Consider the following 15,641-nt stretch of genomic DNA (forward strand, 5'->3'; position numbering starts at 1 on the left):
CTGATAACTGATTATTATTCTTCCGGTAAACCAAACACTTGACGGAAAACCTTCTGCACTTTAAAACCAGAATCAATCGTTTCTAAAGGATCTTTCCGCAAACGGTGACGTAAACATAAGGTAATTACCCGTTGAATATCATCTAGGGTGACTTCTGTACGTCCTTCAAAGGCGGCTAAAGCTTTTGCAGCCCGGTTTGTAACAATATCTCCCCGTAAGCCATCTACATCTAATTCTGAACAAACTTGGGAAATTTTGACCCGTAAATCATAATCAATTTGCACAGAAGGAAGAAGGGTTTGAGCCTCTACAATTTTATGTTGTAATTGGTGTTGATCGTTAAGATGATTTTGTAAAAAAACTTCAGGATTTTGATCAAAAGAAGTCCGTTCTTCAACAATTTTAACCCGCAAATTCGGCTCTTTTACCGTTCTAATTTCGGCGTGCATTCCAAACCGATCTAATAATTGGGGTCTTAATTCCCCTTCTTCCGGGTTTCCAGAACCCACTAACACAAACCGTGCGGGGTGACGGATGGAAATTCCCTCCCGTTCAACGGTATTCCAGCCACTTGCCGCCGAGTCTAATAACACATCAACCAAGTGATCATCGAGGAGGTTGACTTCATCCACATATAAAATACCCCGGTTAGCTTTGGCTAAAAGTCCCGGTTCAAAAGCTTTTACCCCTTCCGATAACGCTTTTTCAATATCAATCGTACCGCAAACCCGATCCTCTGTAGCCCCCAACGGCAGATCCACCATGGGGACTTTTTTACGGGATACCGGAACATCCTGATGCTGACTCAGGCGTTCCCGGACGTTATCACTCATCAATTCTGCATCGGTGGGATGGCTATTAAACGGGTCATCTGCAATAACTTCAATTTCGGGGAGTAAGTCGGCTAAAGCGCGGATAGTCGTTGATTTTCCCGTCCCGCGATCGCCCATAATCATCACACCACCGATCTTGGGATCGATAATATTTAAAATTAGAGCCAGTTTCATTTCTTCCTGGCCGACAATTGCGGTGAAGGGAAAAACAGGGCGACGAGCCAGGTTGACCGTTGTTGGTGTTAAATTTGGGGTGACGACAGTTGAACTCACAGTTTACTCTCAATTTCTAAATATTACCGTAATTTATTTTTGCACATTCAGGGGACAATGGATTCAGTTATCAGTCAAACTTCAGTCATTAAAAATTATTTCATTTCTATTTCATCTTTTTAAAAATGCTTAAACATCTCTATGAATATCTACTAGACTTGAATTGTCAAAGGCTTCGGAAGTTCTTTTCCTCTCGCCTGATAATCTTCAATTAAAAGTTCTAATACTTCCTGACCACTTTTTAAAGCTTCTTCATAGGTTTCCCCGTGAGTATGAGCATAAGGCCCAAATTCAGGTAAACTCACTACATATTTTTGATCTGCTTCTGACCATTGAATTAAAATACTATATTGAGAGTTCATTGTTCATCCTCCTGTTGTAACCGTTTTAAATCTCTAAGTGCATTTCTAACGTCTCGTTCTTGATAAGGATCTGCATCACTGCCATCTTTACCAGAAAGGGTTAGACTATATTCCAATAAAGAATGATTCCATACGGTATGACTCCCTTTACCGGAACGATATAAAAATCCTGCTTTGAGTAGCATAGCCTTTAATTCTCGAATTTTCTTGGGCACGAATTCATTTTCCTCCTTAAGACAATTTCCTTAACCTAAAATTTTCATCTACTTCCTAATTTAATTTCTAGGGAAGAAAACAGCCGGAGAAACATGAAAAAATTCAGCCAATTCTTCAATATGTCGTCTCGTGAGTTCTCGTTTTCCATTTAAAACATCGGATACAATAGATTCAGTTTTAAAAATTGAAACCAAATCTTTTTGGCGTAAACCATTATCTTCAATTAAACTTTTGAGCAATTCTACCCCATAAATATCAGGAATGGGCTCTTGTTGTTGTTCATATTCATAAACTAAAGCACCTAAGACATTCAAATAATCTTTCTCATCTTGAGTAAGTTTCCCTTTATCTAATAATTGATCGATAACAGTTTGAGTCAATTCTAATTCTTCCTCAGACGTTATGGGACGCGGAGGAAAATTTGCAAGCAATTTAATATAATCATTATAAATTAGCATTTTTAAACAAGTGGAAATTTGAAATTTTGATAGAAGTAGGGCTGAGTTTGCCTTATTTCTATTACCGAATCAGTGGTTAACATCAACAAAATATACTTTTGAATGAGAATTTCAGCTTACTGATACCATTGATCTTGTTGCCATTTGCCTTTATCATATTCTTCATGAGTGAGAATCTGACGAATAAAGACTTTCCTATATTCATAATCTATATAAGCAATTAACCGATAGTTATTTCCCCCAATATCAAAAACCGTAAAGTTACCTACAAAATCTACAGTTCTGAATGTTAAACGCACATCAGCAGTCGTTTTCCACTCAGCTTTTTCAGTAATTTTGTACCAACTTTTTAAAGAAACTTCAGCTTTAGGGTATTTTGTCCAAAACGGTTTAAGTTTTGATTTTGAAATAATGTGCATATTCTATTAAGGTTAAAAAAAATGTTTCCATAGTAAAACCCTCATCAGTAACTCAACAAATTTATCTTAGCAAAATGCGAATAAATTTGCAACCTTGATCTTGAAGTGGTTTCAGAAAACACCAAAAACCTTGACGGACAAAGATTTTAACCTTGTAGAGTCCCTGCACATTGCTTACGCACCCTATAGAAGTGATTGGCAAAAGGCGATTTACCAGGCTTTTAGATATCTGTCAAGTTTCCTTTACTAAAAGTTACAAACTTGAGAGATTAGTGTTAACGTTTAAGCCCTATCCAAAAATTACCGAACTTTCAACACCTGAACAAAATCACCCGCTTTAACTTCAGATTGACCAATAGGTAAAACCGCTAACCCCGTTGTTTGAGCTAGATTAATTAAATTACCTGAAATCTGACTTCCCGGTGCTAATTGAAATTCATATTCACCCTTGACTAATTGTAATTGACCCCAGAAATAAATTTCTCGTTTCCCTCCCCCTTTTAAATTTTGAAGCGATCGCGCTTTCACAAATTCAGGCTGCCAAAATTTCGGTAATAATCCCGATTTTTTCTTGATGACAGGTTGCACAAATCGCCAAAATGTAACTAACGCTGAAACCGGATTTCCAGGTAAACCAAAATATAAACAATGGGGAAAACTCGCAACGGTTAAAGGTTTTCCGGGTTTAATTGCTACGGCTTGGATATGAATAGTTCCGCCTAATTCGGTTAAAATTTCCTCAACATAATCATAATCTCCAACCGAAACTCCCCCCGTTGATAATACAATATCGGCTTTTTCTATGGCGTGAGCGATCGCATTTTTTAACACCTCTCGTTGATCAGGAATAATTCCAAAAGAAATGGGTTCAGCCCCTAAATTTGCCACCACCGTTGCTAACGCATACTGATTAGAATCTACCAACTGTCCTCGCTTCAACGGTTCATCTGGAGTAACTAATTCATCCCCCGTTGATAATAACGCCACCCGTAACCTTCTATAAACAGGAATATGGGTACATTGAGCCGCTGCTAATACTGCAATTTCTGGTGCTTCTAAGGGAATTCCAGGGATTAACAAAGGTTCCCCAGCTTTATAATATGATCCTTGATAGCGGATAAAGGCATGGGGTTCTGGAGTCGATAAAATTTTAACTCGATTTCCCAGGCGTTCTGTGTCTTCTTGAATCACAATCGTATCCGCACCTTTAGGTAAACAAGCTCCTGTAAAAATTCGCGCTGCTTGTCCGGTTTGGATGGTACATTGGGGAGCATATCCGGCTGGAATTTCTTCAATAATTTCTAATTCTTGAGGATGATCTATCGAAGCATTCACCACATCTTCATATCGAACTGCATACCCATCCATTGCAGAATTATCCCAATGGGGAAAATCTAATTGACTAACTAAAGGTTGAGCTAAAACTCGTCCAGAAGCAGTTAATAAACCTACAACTTCTTGATCAGATTCACCATTTAGAGGATGTACTAAATTTAATAGAATTGATTCCGCTTGGTCTACAGGTAACATTCTGTTTTCTCCCGATGATTAAGGCAATATTTTAAAGGATTTTATTGCTATAACTCTGAATATTATCCTATTATAAGAGAATTTACGCCCAGGAAGAGGAGAAAGGGGATGAGGAGATGGATCATCTTCAACCGTCAACATCCAGTAGAAACGGGCGATGGCGTGTCTCTACACCGTCAATTATCAACAGTAAACCCCCCTCTGCTTCACCTTTTCCGTGACACAGATCACAAAAATACACGAAATTGATCATCGTTCTTGCCCGCTAAATATCACTGAAATTAATTACAATATCTATCATAATTAGACCAATCTCAGGTGAACAGCGAATACATAAAGCCAACTTCTGAGTTTTACAATAAAAATTTATAAACTCCCTCGCTTTAATGTAACTCCTATGAAACCAAACCGTAGCAAAAGTATCATTCCTGATCCGCAAGATTGGATTACAGAGCATTATGTGTTGGCAAGTTTTGCCCATACGCTCAGTACGCTTAAGCATCTTTTAGGGGATGAAGAGACTCAAACCAATCATGAAATTTCCTATACTCATGAAGGAGAATTAGTGATTGGTACTGAAACGATCAATCTCTTAAAAGAAAGTTATGGAGATGATCATTGGCGTTATGTCGAAACTTATCTTTCAGCCTGTAAATTTTAAATCAACCCAGATTCCGAATTGAATTTCCAGGGAAAAACACTGCCACAGAAACCTGAAAAAACCTGGCAAATTCTTCTATGTGTCGCTTCATAATATCTCGTTTTCTATTTATAACATCCGATACAATTCATTCTGTTTTAACCATAGAAACCAATCCCTAATCCCCTAATCCCCTGTCCCCCTGTCCCCCTGTCCCCTTGTCCCCCTGTCCCCTCATCCCCTACTTTCCTTCAAATATTTTGGGATTTGTCAAGCTTTCTTAAAGAAACGTTGCAAAATTGCTGAGGTTATGTTAACTTTTATGTAGTTGACTCAAGCAAACAGGAGAGTTATTGATTATGGAAAGCAAAGACACCAAGTTTGGGTTTACAAACTTCGCAGAAACTTGGAATGGCCGTTTAGCCATGTTAGGGTTCGCCATTGGTTTAGCAACGGAATTAATGACAGGCCAAGGAATTCTATCTCAACTCGGCTTAATGTAATTCTTCTAATTTTTTTTACAATACTCAAAGGTTCTGGGATGAATTTCAGAATCCTTGAGGTAAAAATTCTCTAAAAAGCAAGAATCCCTCAAATATGTAGTGTTTGGGGGATTTTTGTTATTGACAATAGATTAATAGTTTACAAACGGAATCAAAATTAACCCAAGTTAATTTCTTCCGGCATATAAAATTTGTACAAGCGCCACAACCCCAGTACAATTAGTAGCTGAATGCTCCAATGTGCAAAGGCAAAACCCCAAATTAAGCAGACAAGCCCACTAACTCCCGCTAAGACAAAAGGGATATCGTTAGAGGTTTGTGTATAAACCCAGATGGAACTTAAAGCAAAGGTCAGAAGCATAAGATAGACTGAGGGCATGGTCTTCACCTCCTAGGTGAGTTGCATATAGTCTCCTGTTAGAAGTACCAGGTGGACTACACTATTAAAGATAAAAGTAAAACATGAAGATCTTGTGAAGGAAATTAAAATAGTGATAGAAGTTTGTGTTTTGTTACAAAAGTTAATAGTTTTCCGAAAAAATCAGGTAGAAAATCTTTAATTCAGAGTCCATCCTAAAATTTTAGCCACCTGTTCTGCCAAAGCCAAAGGTTCAAAGGGTTTCGTAATTAAACCACTGACCCCTAATTCCTTGAACTTGCGTTGGTCAGCAGATTGAACTTTAGCGGTCAGTAAAATAACAGGAATTTCCTGAGTTACGGGGTTAGCTTGTAACTGCTGAAACGTGGCTAACCCATCTAATTCGGGCATCATCACATCCAAAAGAATGGCATCGGGTTGGTGGGTTTGAGCTTGTTGAATGCCTTGACGTCCTGAATTTGCTAAAAGAACCACCCAACCTCCGAGCATTTCTAAACTCAGTTGGGCAATTTCTCGAATATCATCTTCATCGTCAATCAGTAAAATATGTTTTGGGGTCATGGGATAAATCGTGGAAAGAGCAAAAGTTAATATTCACTTAATTTTAACGGGTCAGGCATGAGGGTCTTCTCCTTCCCCCAAAACTGGTAAACGCACAAAAAATGTACTTCCTTTACCCAAGGTGCTTTCAGCCCAGATGTGTCCCCCATGTTGCTGCACAATAGTACGACAAATGGCAAGTCCTAGTCCAGTTCCTCCCTTTTGGCGCGAGTCGGACGCATCTACCTGTTGAAAACGACCAAAAATTGTTTCCAGTTTATCAGCCGGAATACCCCGTCCTTGGTCTTGAACGGCAATTAAAACTTCCTGAGAAGAACGGGAGAGGTTTGAGTGATTTAAGGTAGCATTAAACCAAACATAGCTATCAACATTAGAAAATCGAATGGCATTACTTAATAAATTTGTTAAGATTTGAATAATCCGATCTGGTGCAGCCCATAAACGTACTCCTAGGGGTTGGACTAATACATTTACCCCTGCTTTTTCTGCCATTCCCATCATTTCATTCGTCGCTTGCAGCATTAAATCTGCTAAATTACAGACTTTTTTATCGAGGGTAATTTGTCCCGTTTGCATCCGTTCTAAATCGAGAATATCATTAATTAAACGAACTAAGCGGGTTGTATTTGTAACGGCAATATCAAACATTCGTTTCGCGCGTTCCGGTTGGCTATCTAATAATCCACTGGCTAATAATCCTAAAGCACCATGAATTGAGGTTAAAGGAGTACGAAGTTCATGACTGACAACGGAGATAAATTCATCTTTCATTTTCTCCATCGCTTGCCGTTCCGTAATATCTTTAAAGGTTACCACAGCCCCAATAATTTCTCCTTGATTTTTAATCGGAGTGCTAACATATTCAACGGGAAAAGAGGTTCCATCCTGACACCAAAAAACTTCATTGGTGATATGACGAACTCGACCATCTTGTAAGGTAGAAAAAATTTTAGAACTCAGTTCTGAGGGAGCGGTCTGAAAGGGTTTTCCTTGAGTGATTTTTTGCCAATCAGTCATTAACAGTTCTCTCACTGTATATCCCGTCATTCTAGCTGCTGCCGGATTCACAAAGGTAATTTTTCCTTCTCGATTTAACCCACAAATTCCTTCTCCGGCTGAATCTAAAATTAATTCATTTTGATGACGCAGTTGTTCTAAGGTTTTTTCAATTCTTTTCTGATAACTAATATCACGGGAAATCGTAGAAATTCCCATAATATTTCCTTGATTATCTTTAATCGGAGAAATCGTTAAAGAAACATCTATATGCTGTCCATCTTGGCGAATATGAACCGTTTCATAATGATCAATACTGCCTCCTGATTGAATACTCGCTAGAATTTGAGGCACTTCATTAGACCGTTCAGGTAAAGTTAATAAACCCAATGAATGACCTTTAACTTCCGCTTCAGAATATCCATAAATTTGTTCAGCCCCTTGATTCCAACTAATAATTTTTCCTTCTATTGTTTTGCCAATAATAGCATCTTCTGAGGATTCTACAATGGCTGCTAACCGTTTATAAGTAATTTCCGTTTGTTTCTGTTCCGTAATATTTCGTCCTAAAATCACTAATCCCTTTCGCTCTCCATTGGGATTAAATAAAGGAATTTTAATCACATCAAAAATTTGCCAGGTTCCATCCGGTTTTGGAATAATTTCTTCCTGTTGAGACAACTCTTTTTTCTTCCAAGCTTCTTCATCGGATTCTTGACAGGCTATTAAGGCATCTCGATAAAGGCTTGTTCCTTGCACCTGTTCAACTAATTCCGCTAATTGTATATCGGATTTTCCTTGATAATCTAAGGCATTGAGTTGAAACACGTCTAACATGGCTTGATTCGCTTCTAACCAACGCCCTGAACCATCTTTAAAACAGACTAAATCCGGCATGGCATTAATTAACGTTTTCAAGCGTTCTGAGCTTTCTCGCAAGGCTTCTTCAACTCGTTGACGCTCTTGAATTTCTTCAATTAATCGTTGATTAACGGCTTGCAAGGAAGCAATAAATTGAGTTTCGGTTTGAGAATTGTTATTAATCATTTTGATAAATATTATAATAGTTTTGTAAAACTTAATAACTCAACAATGATTCAGAAAATGCTGATTTAATGAGCTAGAAACAATTAAAATTTTGTGGAGGCTTCTCGTAAGCTTTGAGTTCGCCTTAGTCGGTTTAAAATTCGATTGACTAGAATAGACGCTTCGGTGGTTTTGGTTAAATAATCATCCGCACCGACCATAAACACTTGATGTTTAATTTCTCCATTAGTATGGGCTGTGAGAAAAATTACGGGTAAACTTTTCCAACGCGGATCAGCACGAACAACCTGACAAAGTTCAATTCCATCTAAATAAGGCATTTCAATATCTAATATTAATAAATCGGGGGTAGTGGCTTCCAGAATTTCCCAAAAATGTCGCGGATCTTCAACGGTAACGGTTTGAATTCCCCAGGGTTCAAGGAGGAGTTGAAAAGTCTCTAAAATCTGGGAATCATCATCAACAATTAAAACTTTAGCATTTAAGGTACAGCTTTGACGAAGAACATCCATCATCACTTTAATGATTTGTTCTGAAGTTACAGGTTTTTGTAAAAAGGCTTTTCCCCCAGATTGAGCGACTTTAACCCGTTGACTAAAATTCTTTTGTTCTGTTAAAACAATCACGGGAATAGAGGGGGTTTCTTGGGTCAGTTGGATGAGTAACTCATAGGAATAATAAAAATCAAAATCTAAAAACACGATGGGGGGATGTTGCTTTTCTTGAGATGAGGTTTTGAGGGTGGTAATTAAGGATTGAGCCGTGAGAATTTGGGTTTCAATTCCCAAGTGAAAACTAGCCGTTTGTATAGAATGAATTAAGGATTGATCTTGACTTAAAATCCACACTTGATGACTGGATTTGATCGGGGAAGGTTGAGGCGTTGCTGGGGTTGGAGGCGGAGAATGGGGAGCATTATTTTCAACTTCATGTCGCAGTTTAAAAACTAATTGCCTAAAATGGGGGATTTGTTCAGAACTCAAGGTTTTATATTGACATAATTGTTCAATTTCCCTGGCTAAAACCGAACCTCGTCCTAAACCAAAGGTTCCTAAAGATCCGGCTAGTTTATGGGCTTCTTGTTGGGCTTGTTGTTGCAGATTGGGATCGGTTTTTTCTTGTTGGGCTGCGAGAGAAAATTGTTCTAAAATGGTAATGCGATCGCAAATTTTACCTCGATATCGTTCCCAAATTTGAACAAGGGCTTGATTAAATTTAGGTTGATTTTGAGCTTGTTTTGTACTATTTTTTTTCGGTTCGGGTTGCGGAGGAGACTCTTGTTTGAGACGATATCCTAAACCATAAACGGTTTCAATCAAATTTCCGGGTGCGCCTGCACTTTTTAATTTATTTCTTAATCCTTTAATATGCGCCCGAACTGTATTTTCGGTGGGCGTTTCTTCTAAATCCCAAAGTTTTTCTATAATAATATTTAAACTGAAAACCCGTTGATGATGTTTTAAAAATAGCTCTAATAATCCATATTCTTTTGGGGTTAAATTCAAGGGATTATCTTTATAAGTTACTTCACAGGTATTCACGTTTAGACGAAGTTTTTCCCATTGTAAAATAGCGGTTGGGGTTTGTTGTCTTCGGCGTAATATGGCTCGAATTCTAGCGGATAATTCTTGAATATCAAAGGGTTTAACGACATAATCATCCGCCCCAGCATCAAAGCCTTTGACTTTATCTTCTCGATGGTGATAAGCCGTTAACAGCAGGATGGGAGTGGTAATATTTTGCGATCGCAATTTTTGACACAAACTAATTCCATCTAACTGAGGTAATCCCACATCTAAAATCATTAAATCATAACTTGATTTTTGGGCTTGTTCCCAACCTGAAATTCCATCCATGACCACATCCACAGTGTAAGATTGGTGAACTAAAGCTTCCACCAAAGTCTCAGCTAGATTAGGATCATCTTCTACTAATAAAACACGCATGGAAAGGGCATAGGCTAGGGGATAAGGAGCAGAAAATCTAGGGTTCTATAAAGTTAAAGTTCGTTCAAAGTTCAGAATGGTTAACTCTGGAACTTTGAACATGAAGTTAGGGATGTAACTCTTAAGGAACGGCTACAACTTCAGCAATTTCAGGAATTCTTTCGCGTAAACGTCGTTCAATTCCCATTTTCAAGGTCATAGTCGAACTGGGACAAGACCCACAGGCGCCTTGTAGTCGAAGTTGAACAATCGGGCCATCGATGTCAACGATTTCCACATTTCCCCCATCCGCCATCAGATAAGGGCGTAATTCGTCTAAAACCGTCTCTACGTTATCTTCAGTGAGTGCTAATGTTGTCATGGTTTACCTTTAGTTAATCGTGCAGAAATAGCTGTTGGATAATATAATCCTAGCGTTCTTTGTAGGGAATCGAAACGATAAATTCATCACCGAGGATCGATCACTTCCGGGTATTAAACTCCAACGGGTTCCAGTAGTTTCACCTGGGAATAGTTAAACTCCGTTGTGAGTGGCTGACCCACTTCTTGGGAATGAACGATTTGGCGAGTCATAATGTAATAGTTACCCACTTTCTCAAAGCTATCTTCAAACTCCAGTTCTCGCAGGATTTCTTGAGTTTGAGGGTTACGGAATATGGCACTATAACGATGGGCGATGTAACCTTCTCCAGTGTCTAAACTTTCATGGGTATTAATCACAAATGCCATCCGACCCATAACACGGCTAACCCTAGAAATTTCATGACCGCGAACTGAATAGTTTGAACCCATTGCATCGCCTTCAACAAGAATTTCTACCGCCCCGGTTTCGTCGGTTTTCCCTAAACTAAATTTATTCTTTCCATGAGCTTGTTCAAAGGAAGTTCGCTTGCGATGGGTAATCACATCTCGCAGTTGGGTATAGACACTTTGTTTGACATCTTCGTCTTCAATTCCAGTGACTTCTACACTTAAGTCGGGGTGAATCTGAATCTGACCCGTGTAGACTTCATCTCCCTGTTTAAGTTCAATATCAGCACGATAACCGGGGAAGTTAGCATCCCAAGTATAACGATGTTCGTAGGCAGTCCGAAACAGATCTAAAGCGTTTTGTGGTTCCGTCATAGAATTGTTAGCGAGGAATAGCACTTTATACTCTATTATAGAATATTAAGCGGTTTATGGGTTTAGCAAAAACGAAAATCGATTAAAAATTCATGTTAAACTGAATTAAAAAAATAGAGACTTAAAACCTTTCCCTTATTCTTGAAAACTGCTATGTCTCAACGTCCAATTTATCTGGATTGTAACGCTACAACTCCGATTGATCCTCAAGTTTTAGATGCTATGCTTCCCTATTTTACTGAATACTTTGGCAACGCTGCCAGTATTAATCATATTTACGGTTGGGAAGCAGAAGCTGCCATTAAGCAAGCCAGAGAAATAATTGCCCAAGCGATTCATGCAACTCCTGAAGAAATTGTTTTTACCAGTGGCGCAACAGAATCGAATAATTTAGCTTTAAAAGGGGTGGCTGAAGCTTATTTTAATCAAGGCAGACATATTATTACTACTCTCACTGAACATAACGCAATTCTTGATCCTTGCCATTATTTAGAAACTTTAGGATTTGAAATTACTTATCTTCCTGTAAAACCTGATGGTATCGTGGATATAGCCGAACTCAAAACCGCTATTCGTCCCGATACAATATTAGTTTCAATCATGGCAGCTAATAACGAAATTGGGGTATTGCAACCCTTAGCAGAAATCGGAGAAATTTGCCATACCCAGGGAATTTTATTTCATACAGACGGTGCTCAAGCTGTTGGTAAAATTCCTCTGGATGTTCAACAGATGAATCTGGATTTAATGTCTTTAACCGCCCATAAAATTTATGGGCCAAAAGGCATCGGAGCGTTGTATGTTCGTCGTCGCCATCCGAGGGTTAAATTAGCGGCTCAACTTCATGGTGGCGGACATGAACGAGGAATGCGCTCAGGAACCTTATCTACCCCTCAAATTGTCGGTTTTGCTAAAGCCATTGAACTCGCTTTATCCCAAATCAGATCAGAAAATCAACGGTTAATTCTATTGCGAGAAATCCTTTGTAAAAAATTATCAACCCTAGACGGAATTTATTTAAACGGTCATCCCACCCAACGGTTAGCCGGAAATTTAAATATTAGTGTTGAGGGAGTTGATGGTCAAGCTTTACTATTAGGATTACAATCGATTATGGCAGTTTCTTCTGGTTCCGCTTGTACCTCCACAAAAATTGAACCGTCTCACGTTTTAAAAGCATTAGGTCATAGTGATCAGTTAGCTTATGCTTCAATTCGTTTTGGTTTAGGTCGGTTCACAACAGAATCAGAAATCCATCAAGTTGCAGATTATACTGTTAATACCATTCAATCTTTAAGAAGAATTAAATCTCGTTAGGGATTAGCTGTTAACTGTTAAGTGTCAACAATCAAAATCTCCTCTTCTGCTAATTAGACCCCCGTTGTTCTAACCAACCTAAAACTTCTTCCTCCGAGTTTAAATCATAGGTTTGTCCACTTTTGGGATCATAAATATGCCATTGAATGTCACCCAAAGGATTAGAACTTGTCCAAACATACGGTTCTGATGAAGGATGGAAAAGCTCAGAAAGATTAATCGGTTGATTTAAAAACTGCCAAATCGTTTGAAAAAAATTAAATTTTTCTGTTAAATACGGGTCACAATAATCAAGCTGAAAACAGATGTTGAGATGGGAAACTTTTTGCGTTTCGGATAAATTTTTACTCCAGGAATTGACCAATCCTCTCCATAATTCACCTTTATAGAACGCTGATGTTCCTTTATCGGGTGAAGGTAATAAAACCGTATCCGGGATAAGTTCTAATTGCCGATAAATTTGCCATTGAGTTTTCATACAAGACACTCCACCTTAAGAGGGTTCAGACACCACGCACAATCCCGATCCCTCTGGAAGTGAGTATCAAGCCTGTTTCCCTCGTACTGATACTAAACAAAAAGGTATTGATTCCCTGATCTTCCCCTCCTCTTCTGATTAGAGTTGATGAGCATGGAATACCCCTATAAATACTTTTCTTCTGTATTTATTGTTACAGAAATTTTTAAACTCCTCAAGTACCTGTTAAAGTTTCTTGATAAAATCCTTAACTCCCCTCTCTCCCCTCATCCCCTTGTCCCCTTGTCCCCTTGTCCCCTTGTCCCCTTGTCCCCTTGTCCCCTTGTCCCCTTGTCCCCTTGTCCCCTNAAAATGCCCTGATGCTGTAGGATATCATTGGCATCCAGCTTTTAGTTTAGAGCAATTACCAAAATTAATAGATCGAGAAATTCAACGGGGAAAAATGGGGGTTTTGTTTTATAAAAAACATCCTTCTTTTGAAGTTAAAATGATGATTCAAATGACTCTATTACATCAAATATTATGGGGTTTATTGTCTTTTGGAGGACGTTTAAATGAAAAAACAATGGCAGGATTTTTACAAAATTTAATTAACCAAGGAAAATCACAGTTAGCACTAGAAATAGCCAGGATATTTTTGAATTGGTATAATGTGAAAGCGGTTTTTGCTGCTTATCAGGAGTTGAAATAAAACTCCAGGTTATCCATCACACAGTTTGCTAAACTTGGGGTGTAAATACCAATTTATATAAAATAGTAGTTCTAAAATCAATCAAAGCTTACTATTTAAATGCTGTTGATTGTGCTTTAGAAATGGGTCAATGTTTATCAGAATTAAACCAAAAATGGCAACAACAAAAATTACCTGTGGTGGGAATGCGAATCGGGATTTATACCGGGACTGTCACTGTCGGCAGTTTAGGGGGAAAAAATCGATAAGATATACCTGTTCTAAACACGGATAACGAAAGGTGAAATCACACCCCTAGCCTTTGCAGAGATCCAAATTCCCGTTAAAGCCCTGATTTCAGCAGATTAATAAGTGTTTATACCTGTATTTTCCCCCAGGTTTCTAACCCAAATCTTAAAGATGAGCAAAGATTTATTGATTATTTCCCAATCGGATGTAATCTAAAAATTTGCATCTGTAATCCACAATTCACCAAAATATGGGAGAACAAAAACGCATTGGTATTTTAACCAGTGGGGGAGACTGTGCAGGTTTAAATGCAGCAATTCGGGCTGTGGTATATCGGGCATCTGGAACCTTTGGATGGGAGGTTTTCGGCATTCGAGAAGCCACCCAAGGGTTAATGACTCGTCCCGTGAACAGCGTTCCTCTAACGATTGATAAAATCGATAATATTCTCACCGCCGGGGGGACAATTTTGGGAACTACCAACAAAGGTGATCCCTTTGCCTTTCCCATGGCGGATGGGAGTTTACTGGATCGCTCTGAGGAGATTATTGAAGGGTATCATCTCTTAGGATTAAATGCCTTAATTGGCATTGGAGGAGATGGCAGTTTAGCGATTTTGCGACGCATTGCCCAACAAGGAAATCTTAATTTAATTGGTATTCCTAAAACGATTGATAATGATGTGGGAAGCACGGATTTATCCATTGGTTTTAGTACAGCCGTTGATATTGCCACGGAAGCTTTAGATCGTCTGCATTTTACTGCCGCCAGTCATAGTCGCGTGATGATTTTAGAAGTTATGGGGCGAGATGCAGGACATATTGCCCTTCATGCGGGAATTGCCGGAGGTGCAGATATTATTTTAATTCCTGAAATTCCTTACAGTTTGGATCGAATTTGTCAGCAAATTGCAGAACGACAAAAACAAGGAAAAAACTATTGTTTAGTGGTTGTTGCAGAAGCGGTTAAAACAGAAACGGGAGAACCTGTAACTAATATTAATCGCATGGGACAAGCTCGTTTAGGAGGCATTGGGCAATATTTAGCGGATGAAATTTGCGATCGCAGTGGCGCAGAAACTCGCGTGACAGTTCTGGGTCATATTCAACGAGGGGGAACTCCTTCACCGATTGATCGCATTATTGCTTCTGCTTTTGGGGTCGCAGCCGTTGATTTAATTGCGGAAGACAAATATGATCGAGTGGTGGTTTGGCGAGATCGTCAAGTAGCCAATATTCCAATTTTGGATGCGATCGCTCAATATCGGGCTGTTAATGCTAATGATATCTTAGTCGAAACGGCTCGAAGTATGGGAATTTGTTTAGGAGATTAATTCTGTTTAATTCTCCCTGATTGATTAATCATCTACCTCCCTTTCCCCGCTCCGGGAGGGGGATAGTGATTAATTAAAACCCACATTTCGCAGAGGTAATTCAGAATCAATTTATCAATGCGGATGGCGAGACTCGAACTCGCAAGGGAAGCCCACACGCCCCTCAAACGTGCGCGTATACCAATTCCGCCACATCCGCTTATGAACACTGCCTTGAATTAATTTAGCAGCTAATTTACTAATATAGCACAGCCTCCTAAAAGTGTCACCCTTTTTTCCTACTTTTTTCCCGGATCCCCTCTTCCC

General features: G+C 38.9%; 18 protein-coding genes, 1 tRNA gene and 1 pseudogene. 6 read left to right on the forward strand and 14 right to left on the reverse strand.

Going from position 1 to position 15,641, the window contains the following annotated elements; translation table 11 throughout:
* Positions 1–14: 14 nt before the first annotated feature.
* The 6 genes from bchI to PL9214_RS18215 form a co-directional block, all read right to left on the reverse strand.
* Positions 15–1,106: a magnesium chelatase ATPase subunit I gene (bchI, locus tag PL9214_RS18190; protein ID WP_072720190.1), complete on the reverse strand. Its 1,092-nt coding sequence runs from the start codon at positions 1,104–1,106 to the stop codon at positions 15–17.
* Between the two features lie 152 nt (positions 1,107–1,258).
* Positions 1,259–1,468: a type II toxin-antitoxin system HicB family antitoxin gene (locus PL9214_RS18195; protein WP_072720191.1), complete on the reverse strand. Its 210-nt coding sequence runs from the start codon at positions 1,466–1,468 to the stop codon at positions 1,259–1,261.
* Entirely contained in the window at positions 1,465–1,683 is a 219-nt protein-coding gene (locus tag PL9214_RS18200) for a type II toxin-antitoxin system HicA family toxin (RefSeq protein ID WP_072720192.1), read from the reverse strand. The genes PL9214_RS18195 and PL9214_RS18200 overlap by 4 nt, the downstream gene beginning before the upstream one ends.
* 60 nt (positions 1,684–1,743) lie before the next feature.
* Complete coding sequence (locus tag PL9214_RS18205) at positions 1,744–2,142, reverse strand: helix-turn-helix domain-containing protein (protein ID WP_072720193.1); 399 nt, start codon at positions 2,140–2,142, stop codon at positions 1,744–1,746.
* A gap of 116 nt (positions 2,143–2,258) precedes the next feature.
* Entirely contained in the window at positions 2,259–2,561 is a 303-nt protein-coding gene (locus PL9214_RS18210) for a type II toxin-antitoxin system HigB family toxin (protein WP_072720194.1), read from the reverse strand.
* A 300-nt stretch (positions 2,562–2,861) separates the two neighbouring features.
* Positions 2,862–4,091: a molybdopterin molybdotransferase MoeA gene (locus tag PL9214_RS18215; RefSeq protein WP_072720195.1), complete on the reverse strand. Its 1,230-nt coding sequence runs from the start codon at positions 4,089–4,091 to the stop codon at positions 2,862–2,864.
* 397 nt (positions 4,092–4,488) lie between these two features.
* Here PL9214_RS18215 and PL9214_RS18220 point away from each other — a divergent pair, with 397 nt between their 5' ends.
* The gene (locus tag PL9214_RS18220) at positions 4,489–4,752 is read left to right on the forward strand and encodes a hypothetical protein (RefSeq protein ID WP_072720196.1); all 264 of its coding nucleotides are present in this window, start codon (positions 4,489–4,491) and stop codon (positions 4,750–4,752) included.
* Positions 4,753–5,090: 338 nt separating this feature from the next.
* Complete coding sequence (locus PL9214_RS18225) at positions 5,091–5,234, forward strand: CAB/ELIP/HLIP family chlorophyll-binding protein (protein ID WP_072720197.1); 144 nt, start codon at positions 5,091–5,093, stop codon at positions 5,232–5,234.
* 157 nt (positions 5,235–5,391) lie between these two features.
* Here PL9214_RS18225 and PL9214_RS18230 read toward each other — a convergent pair whose 3' ends face one another.
* From PL9214_RS18230 to PL9214_RS18255, 6 genes are all read right to left on the reverse strand, one after another.
* Positions 5,392–5,613, reverse strand: a complete 222-nt coding sequence (locus PL9214_RS18230) for a hypothetical protein (protein ID WP_072720198.1) — start codon at positions 5,611–5,613, stop codon at positions 5,392–5,394.
* Between the two features lie 177 nt (positions 5,614–5,790).
* Positions 5,791–6,174 (reverse strand): response regulator, encoded by a 384-nt coding sequence (locus PL9214_RS18235; protein WP_072720199.1) that lies wholly within the window; start codon positions 6,172–6,174, stop codon positions 5,791–5,793.
* Between the two features lie 51 nt (positions 6,175–6,225).
* Complete coding sequence (locus PL9214_RS18240) at positions 6,226–8,217, reverse strand: PAS domain S-box protein (RefSeq protein ID WP_072720200.1); 1,992 nt, start codon at positions 8,215–8,217, stop codon at positions 6,226–6,228.
* 83 nt (positions 8,218–8,300) lie between these two features.
* Positions 8,301–10,163 carry a response regulator gene (locus tag PL9214_RS18245; protein WP_072720201.1) on the reverse strand — a complete coding sequence of 621 codons (1,863 nt, stop codon included), beginning with the start codon at positions 10,161–10,163 and terminating at the stop codon, positions 8,301–8,303.
* A gap of 121 nt (positions 10,164–10,284) precedes the next feature.
* The gene (locus PL9214_RS18250; RefSeq protein WP_072720202.1) at positions 10,285–10,524 is read right to left on the reverse strand and encodes a NifU family protein; all 240 of its coding nucleotides are present in this window, start codon (positions 10,522–10,524) and stop codon (positions 10,285–10,287) included.
* A 113-nt stretch (positions 10,525–10,637) separates the two neighbouring features.
* Positions 10,638–11,288, reverse strand: coding sequence for a DUF3386 domain-containing protein (locus PL9214_RS18255; protein ID WP_072720203.1), 651 nt, complete (start codon positions 11,286–11,288; stop codon positions 10,638–10,640).
* Between the two features lie 153 nt (positions 11,289–11,441).
* On the opposite strand from PL9214_RS18255, the gene PL9214_RS18260 reads away from it, so the two are divergent.
* A complete protein-coding gene (locus PL9214_RS18260; protein ID WP_072720204.1) occupies positions 11,442–12,605 on the forward strand; it encodes an IscS subfamily cysteine desulfurase in 1,164 nt (387 codons plus the stop codon).
* Between the two features lie 49 nt (positions 12,606–12,654).
* On the opposite strand, the gene PL9214_RS18265 is transcribed toward PL9214_RS18260, so the two are convergent.
* Positions 12,655–13,083 (reverse strand): hypothetical protein, encoded by a 429-nt coding sequence (locus PL9214_RS18265; RefSeq protein ID WP_072720205.1) that lies wholly within the window; start codon positions 13,081–13,083, stop codon positions 12,655–12,657.
* A gap of 349 nt (positions 13,084–13,432) precedes the next feature.
* Here PL9214_RS18265 and PL9214_RS18270 point away from each other — a divergent pair.
* From PL9214_RS18270 to PL9214_RS18275, 3 genes and pseudogenes are all read left to right on the forward strand, one after another.
* Positions 13,433–13,774, forward strand: a pseudogene (locus PL9214_RS18270) (glycosyltransferase family 2 protein); the annotation flags it as partial.
* Between the two features lie 122 nt (positions 13,775–13,896).
* Positions 13,897–14,022 (forward strand): hypothetical protein, encoded by a 126-nt coding sequence (locus PL9214_RS30700; protein ID WP_139295104.1) that lies wholly within the window; start codon positions 13,897–13,899, stop codon positions 14,020–14,022.
* A 230-nt stretch (positions 14,023–14,252) separates the two neighbouring features.
* Entirely contained in the window at positions 14,253–15,335 is a 1,083-nt protein-coding gene (locus PL9214_RS18275) for an ATP-dependent 6-phosphofructokinase (protein WP_072720206.1), read from the forward strand.
* A 118-nt stretch (positions 15,336–15,453) separates the two neighbouring features.
* Here the strand turns inward: PL9214_RS18275 and PL9214_RS18280 are convergent.
* A tRNA-Leu gene (locus PL9214_RS18280) sits at positions 15,454–15,534 on the reverse strand.
* Positions 15,535–15,641 lie beyond the last annotated feature (107 nt).

The organism is Planktothrix tepida PCC 9214 (genome assembly GCF_900009145.1).
Classification (GTDB): domain Bacteria; phylum Cyanobacteriota; class Cyanobacteriia; order Cyanobacteriales; family Microcoleaceae; genus Planktothrix; species Planktothrix tepida.

Bases quoted from the DNA above. Each gene is read 5' to 3' on its own strand.
- PL9214_RS18195 (WP_072720191.1), bottom strand. From the start codon at position 1,468: ATGAACTCTCAATATAGTATTTTAATTCAATGGTCAGAAGCAGATCAA.
- PL9214_RS18205 (WP_072720193.1), bottom strand. From the start codon at position 2,142: ATGCTAATTTATAATGATTATATTAAATTGCTTGCAAATTTTCCTCCG.
- PL9214_RS18210 (WP_072720194.1), bottom strand. From the start codon at position 2,561: ATGCACATTATTTCAAAATCAAAACTTAAACCGTTTTGGACAAAATAC.
- PL9214_RS18215 (WP_072720195.1), bottom strand. From the start codon at position 4,091: ATGTTACCTGTAGACCAAGCGGAATCAATTCTATTAAATTTAGTACAT.
- PL9214_RS18220 (WP_072720196.1), top strand. From the start codon at position 4,489: ATGAAACCAAACCGTAGCAAAAGTATCATTCCTGATCCGCAAGATTGG.
- PL9214_RS18225 (WP_072720197.1), top strand. From the start codon at position 5,091: ATGGAAAGCAAAGACACCAAGTTTGGGTTTACAAACTTCGCAGAAACT.
- PL9214_RS18230 (WP_072720198.1), bottom strand. From the start codon at position 5,613: ATGCCCTCAGTCTATCTTATGCTTCTGACCTTTGCTTTAAGTTCCATC.
- PL9214_RS18235 (WP_072720199.1), bottom strand. From the start codon at position 6,174: ATGACCCCAAAACATATTTTACTGATTGACGATGAAGATGATATTCGA.
- PL9214_RS18240 (WP_072720200.1), bottom strand. From the start codon at position 8,217: ATGATTAATAACAATTCTCAAACCGAAACTCAATTTATTGCTTCCTTG.
- PL9214_RS18245 (WP_072720201.1), bottom strand. From the start codon at position 10,163: ATGCGTGTTTTATTAGTAGAAGATGATCCTAATCTAGCTGAGACTTTG.
- PL9214_RS18250 (WP_072720202.1), bottom strand. From the start codon at position 10,524: ATGACAACATTAGCACTCACTGAAGATAACGTAGAGACGGTTTTAGAC.
- PL9214_RS18255 (WP_072720203.1), bottom strand. From the start codon at position 11,288: ATGACGGAACCACAAAACGCTTTAGATCTGTTTCGGACTGCCTACGAA.
- PL9214_RS18260 (WP_072720204.1), top strand. From the start codon at position 11,442: ATGTCTCAACGTCCAATTTATCTGGATTGTAACGCTACAACTCCGATT.
- PL9214_RS18265 (WP_072720205.1), bottom strand. From the start codon at position 13,083: ATGAAAACTCAATGGCAAATTTATCGGCAATTAGAACTTATCCCGGAT.
- PL9214_RS30700 (WP_139295104.1), top strand. From the start codon at position 13,897: ATGGGTCAATGTTTATCAGAATTAAACCAAAAATGGCAACAACAAAAA.
- PL9214_RS18275 (WP_072720206.1), top strand. From the start codon at position 14,253: ATGGGAGAACAAAAACGCATTGGTATTTTAACCAGTGGGGGAGACTGT.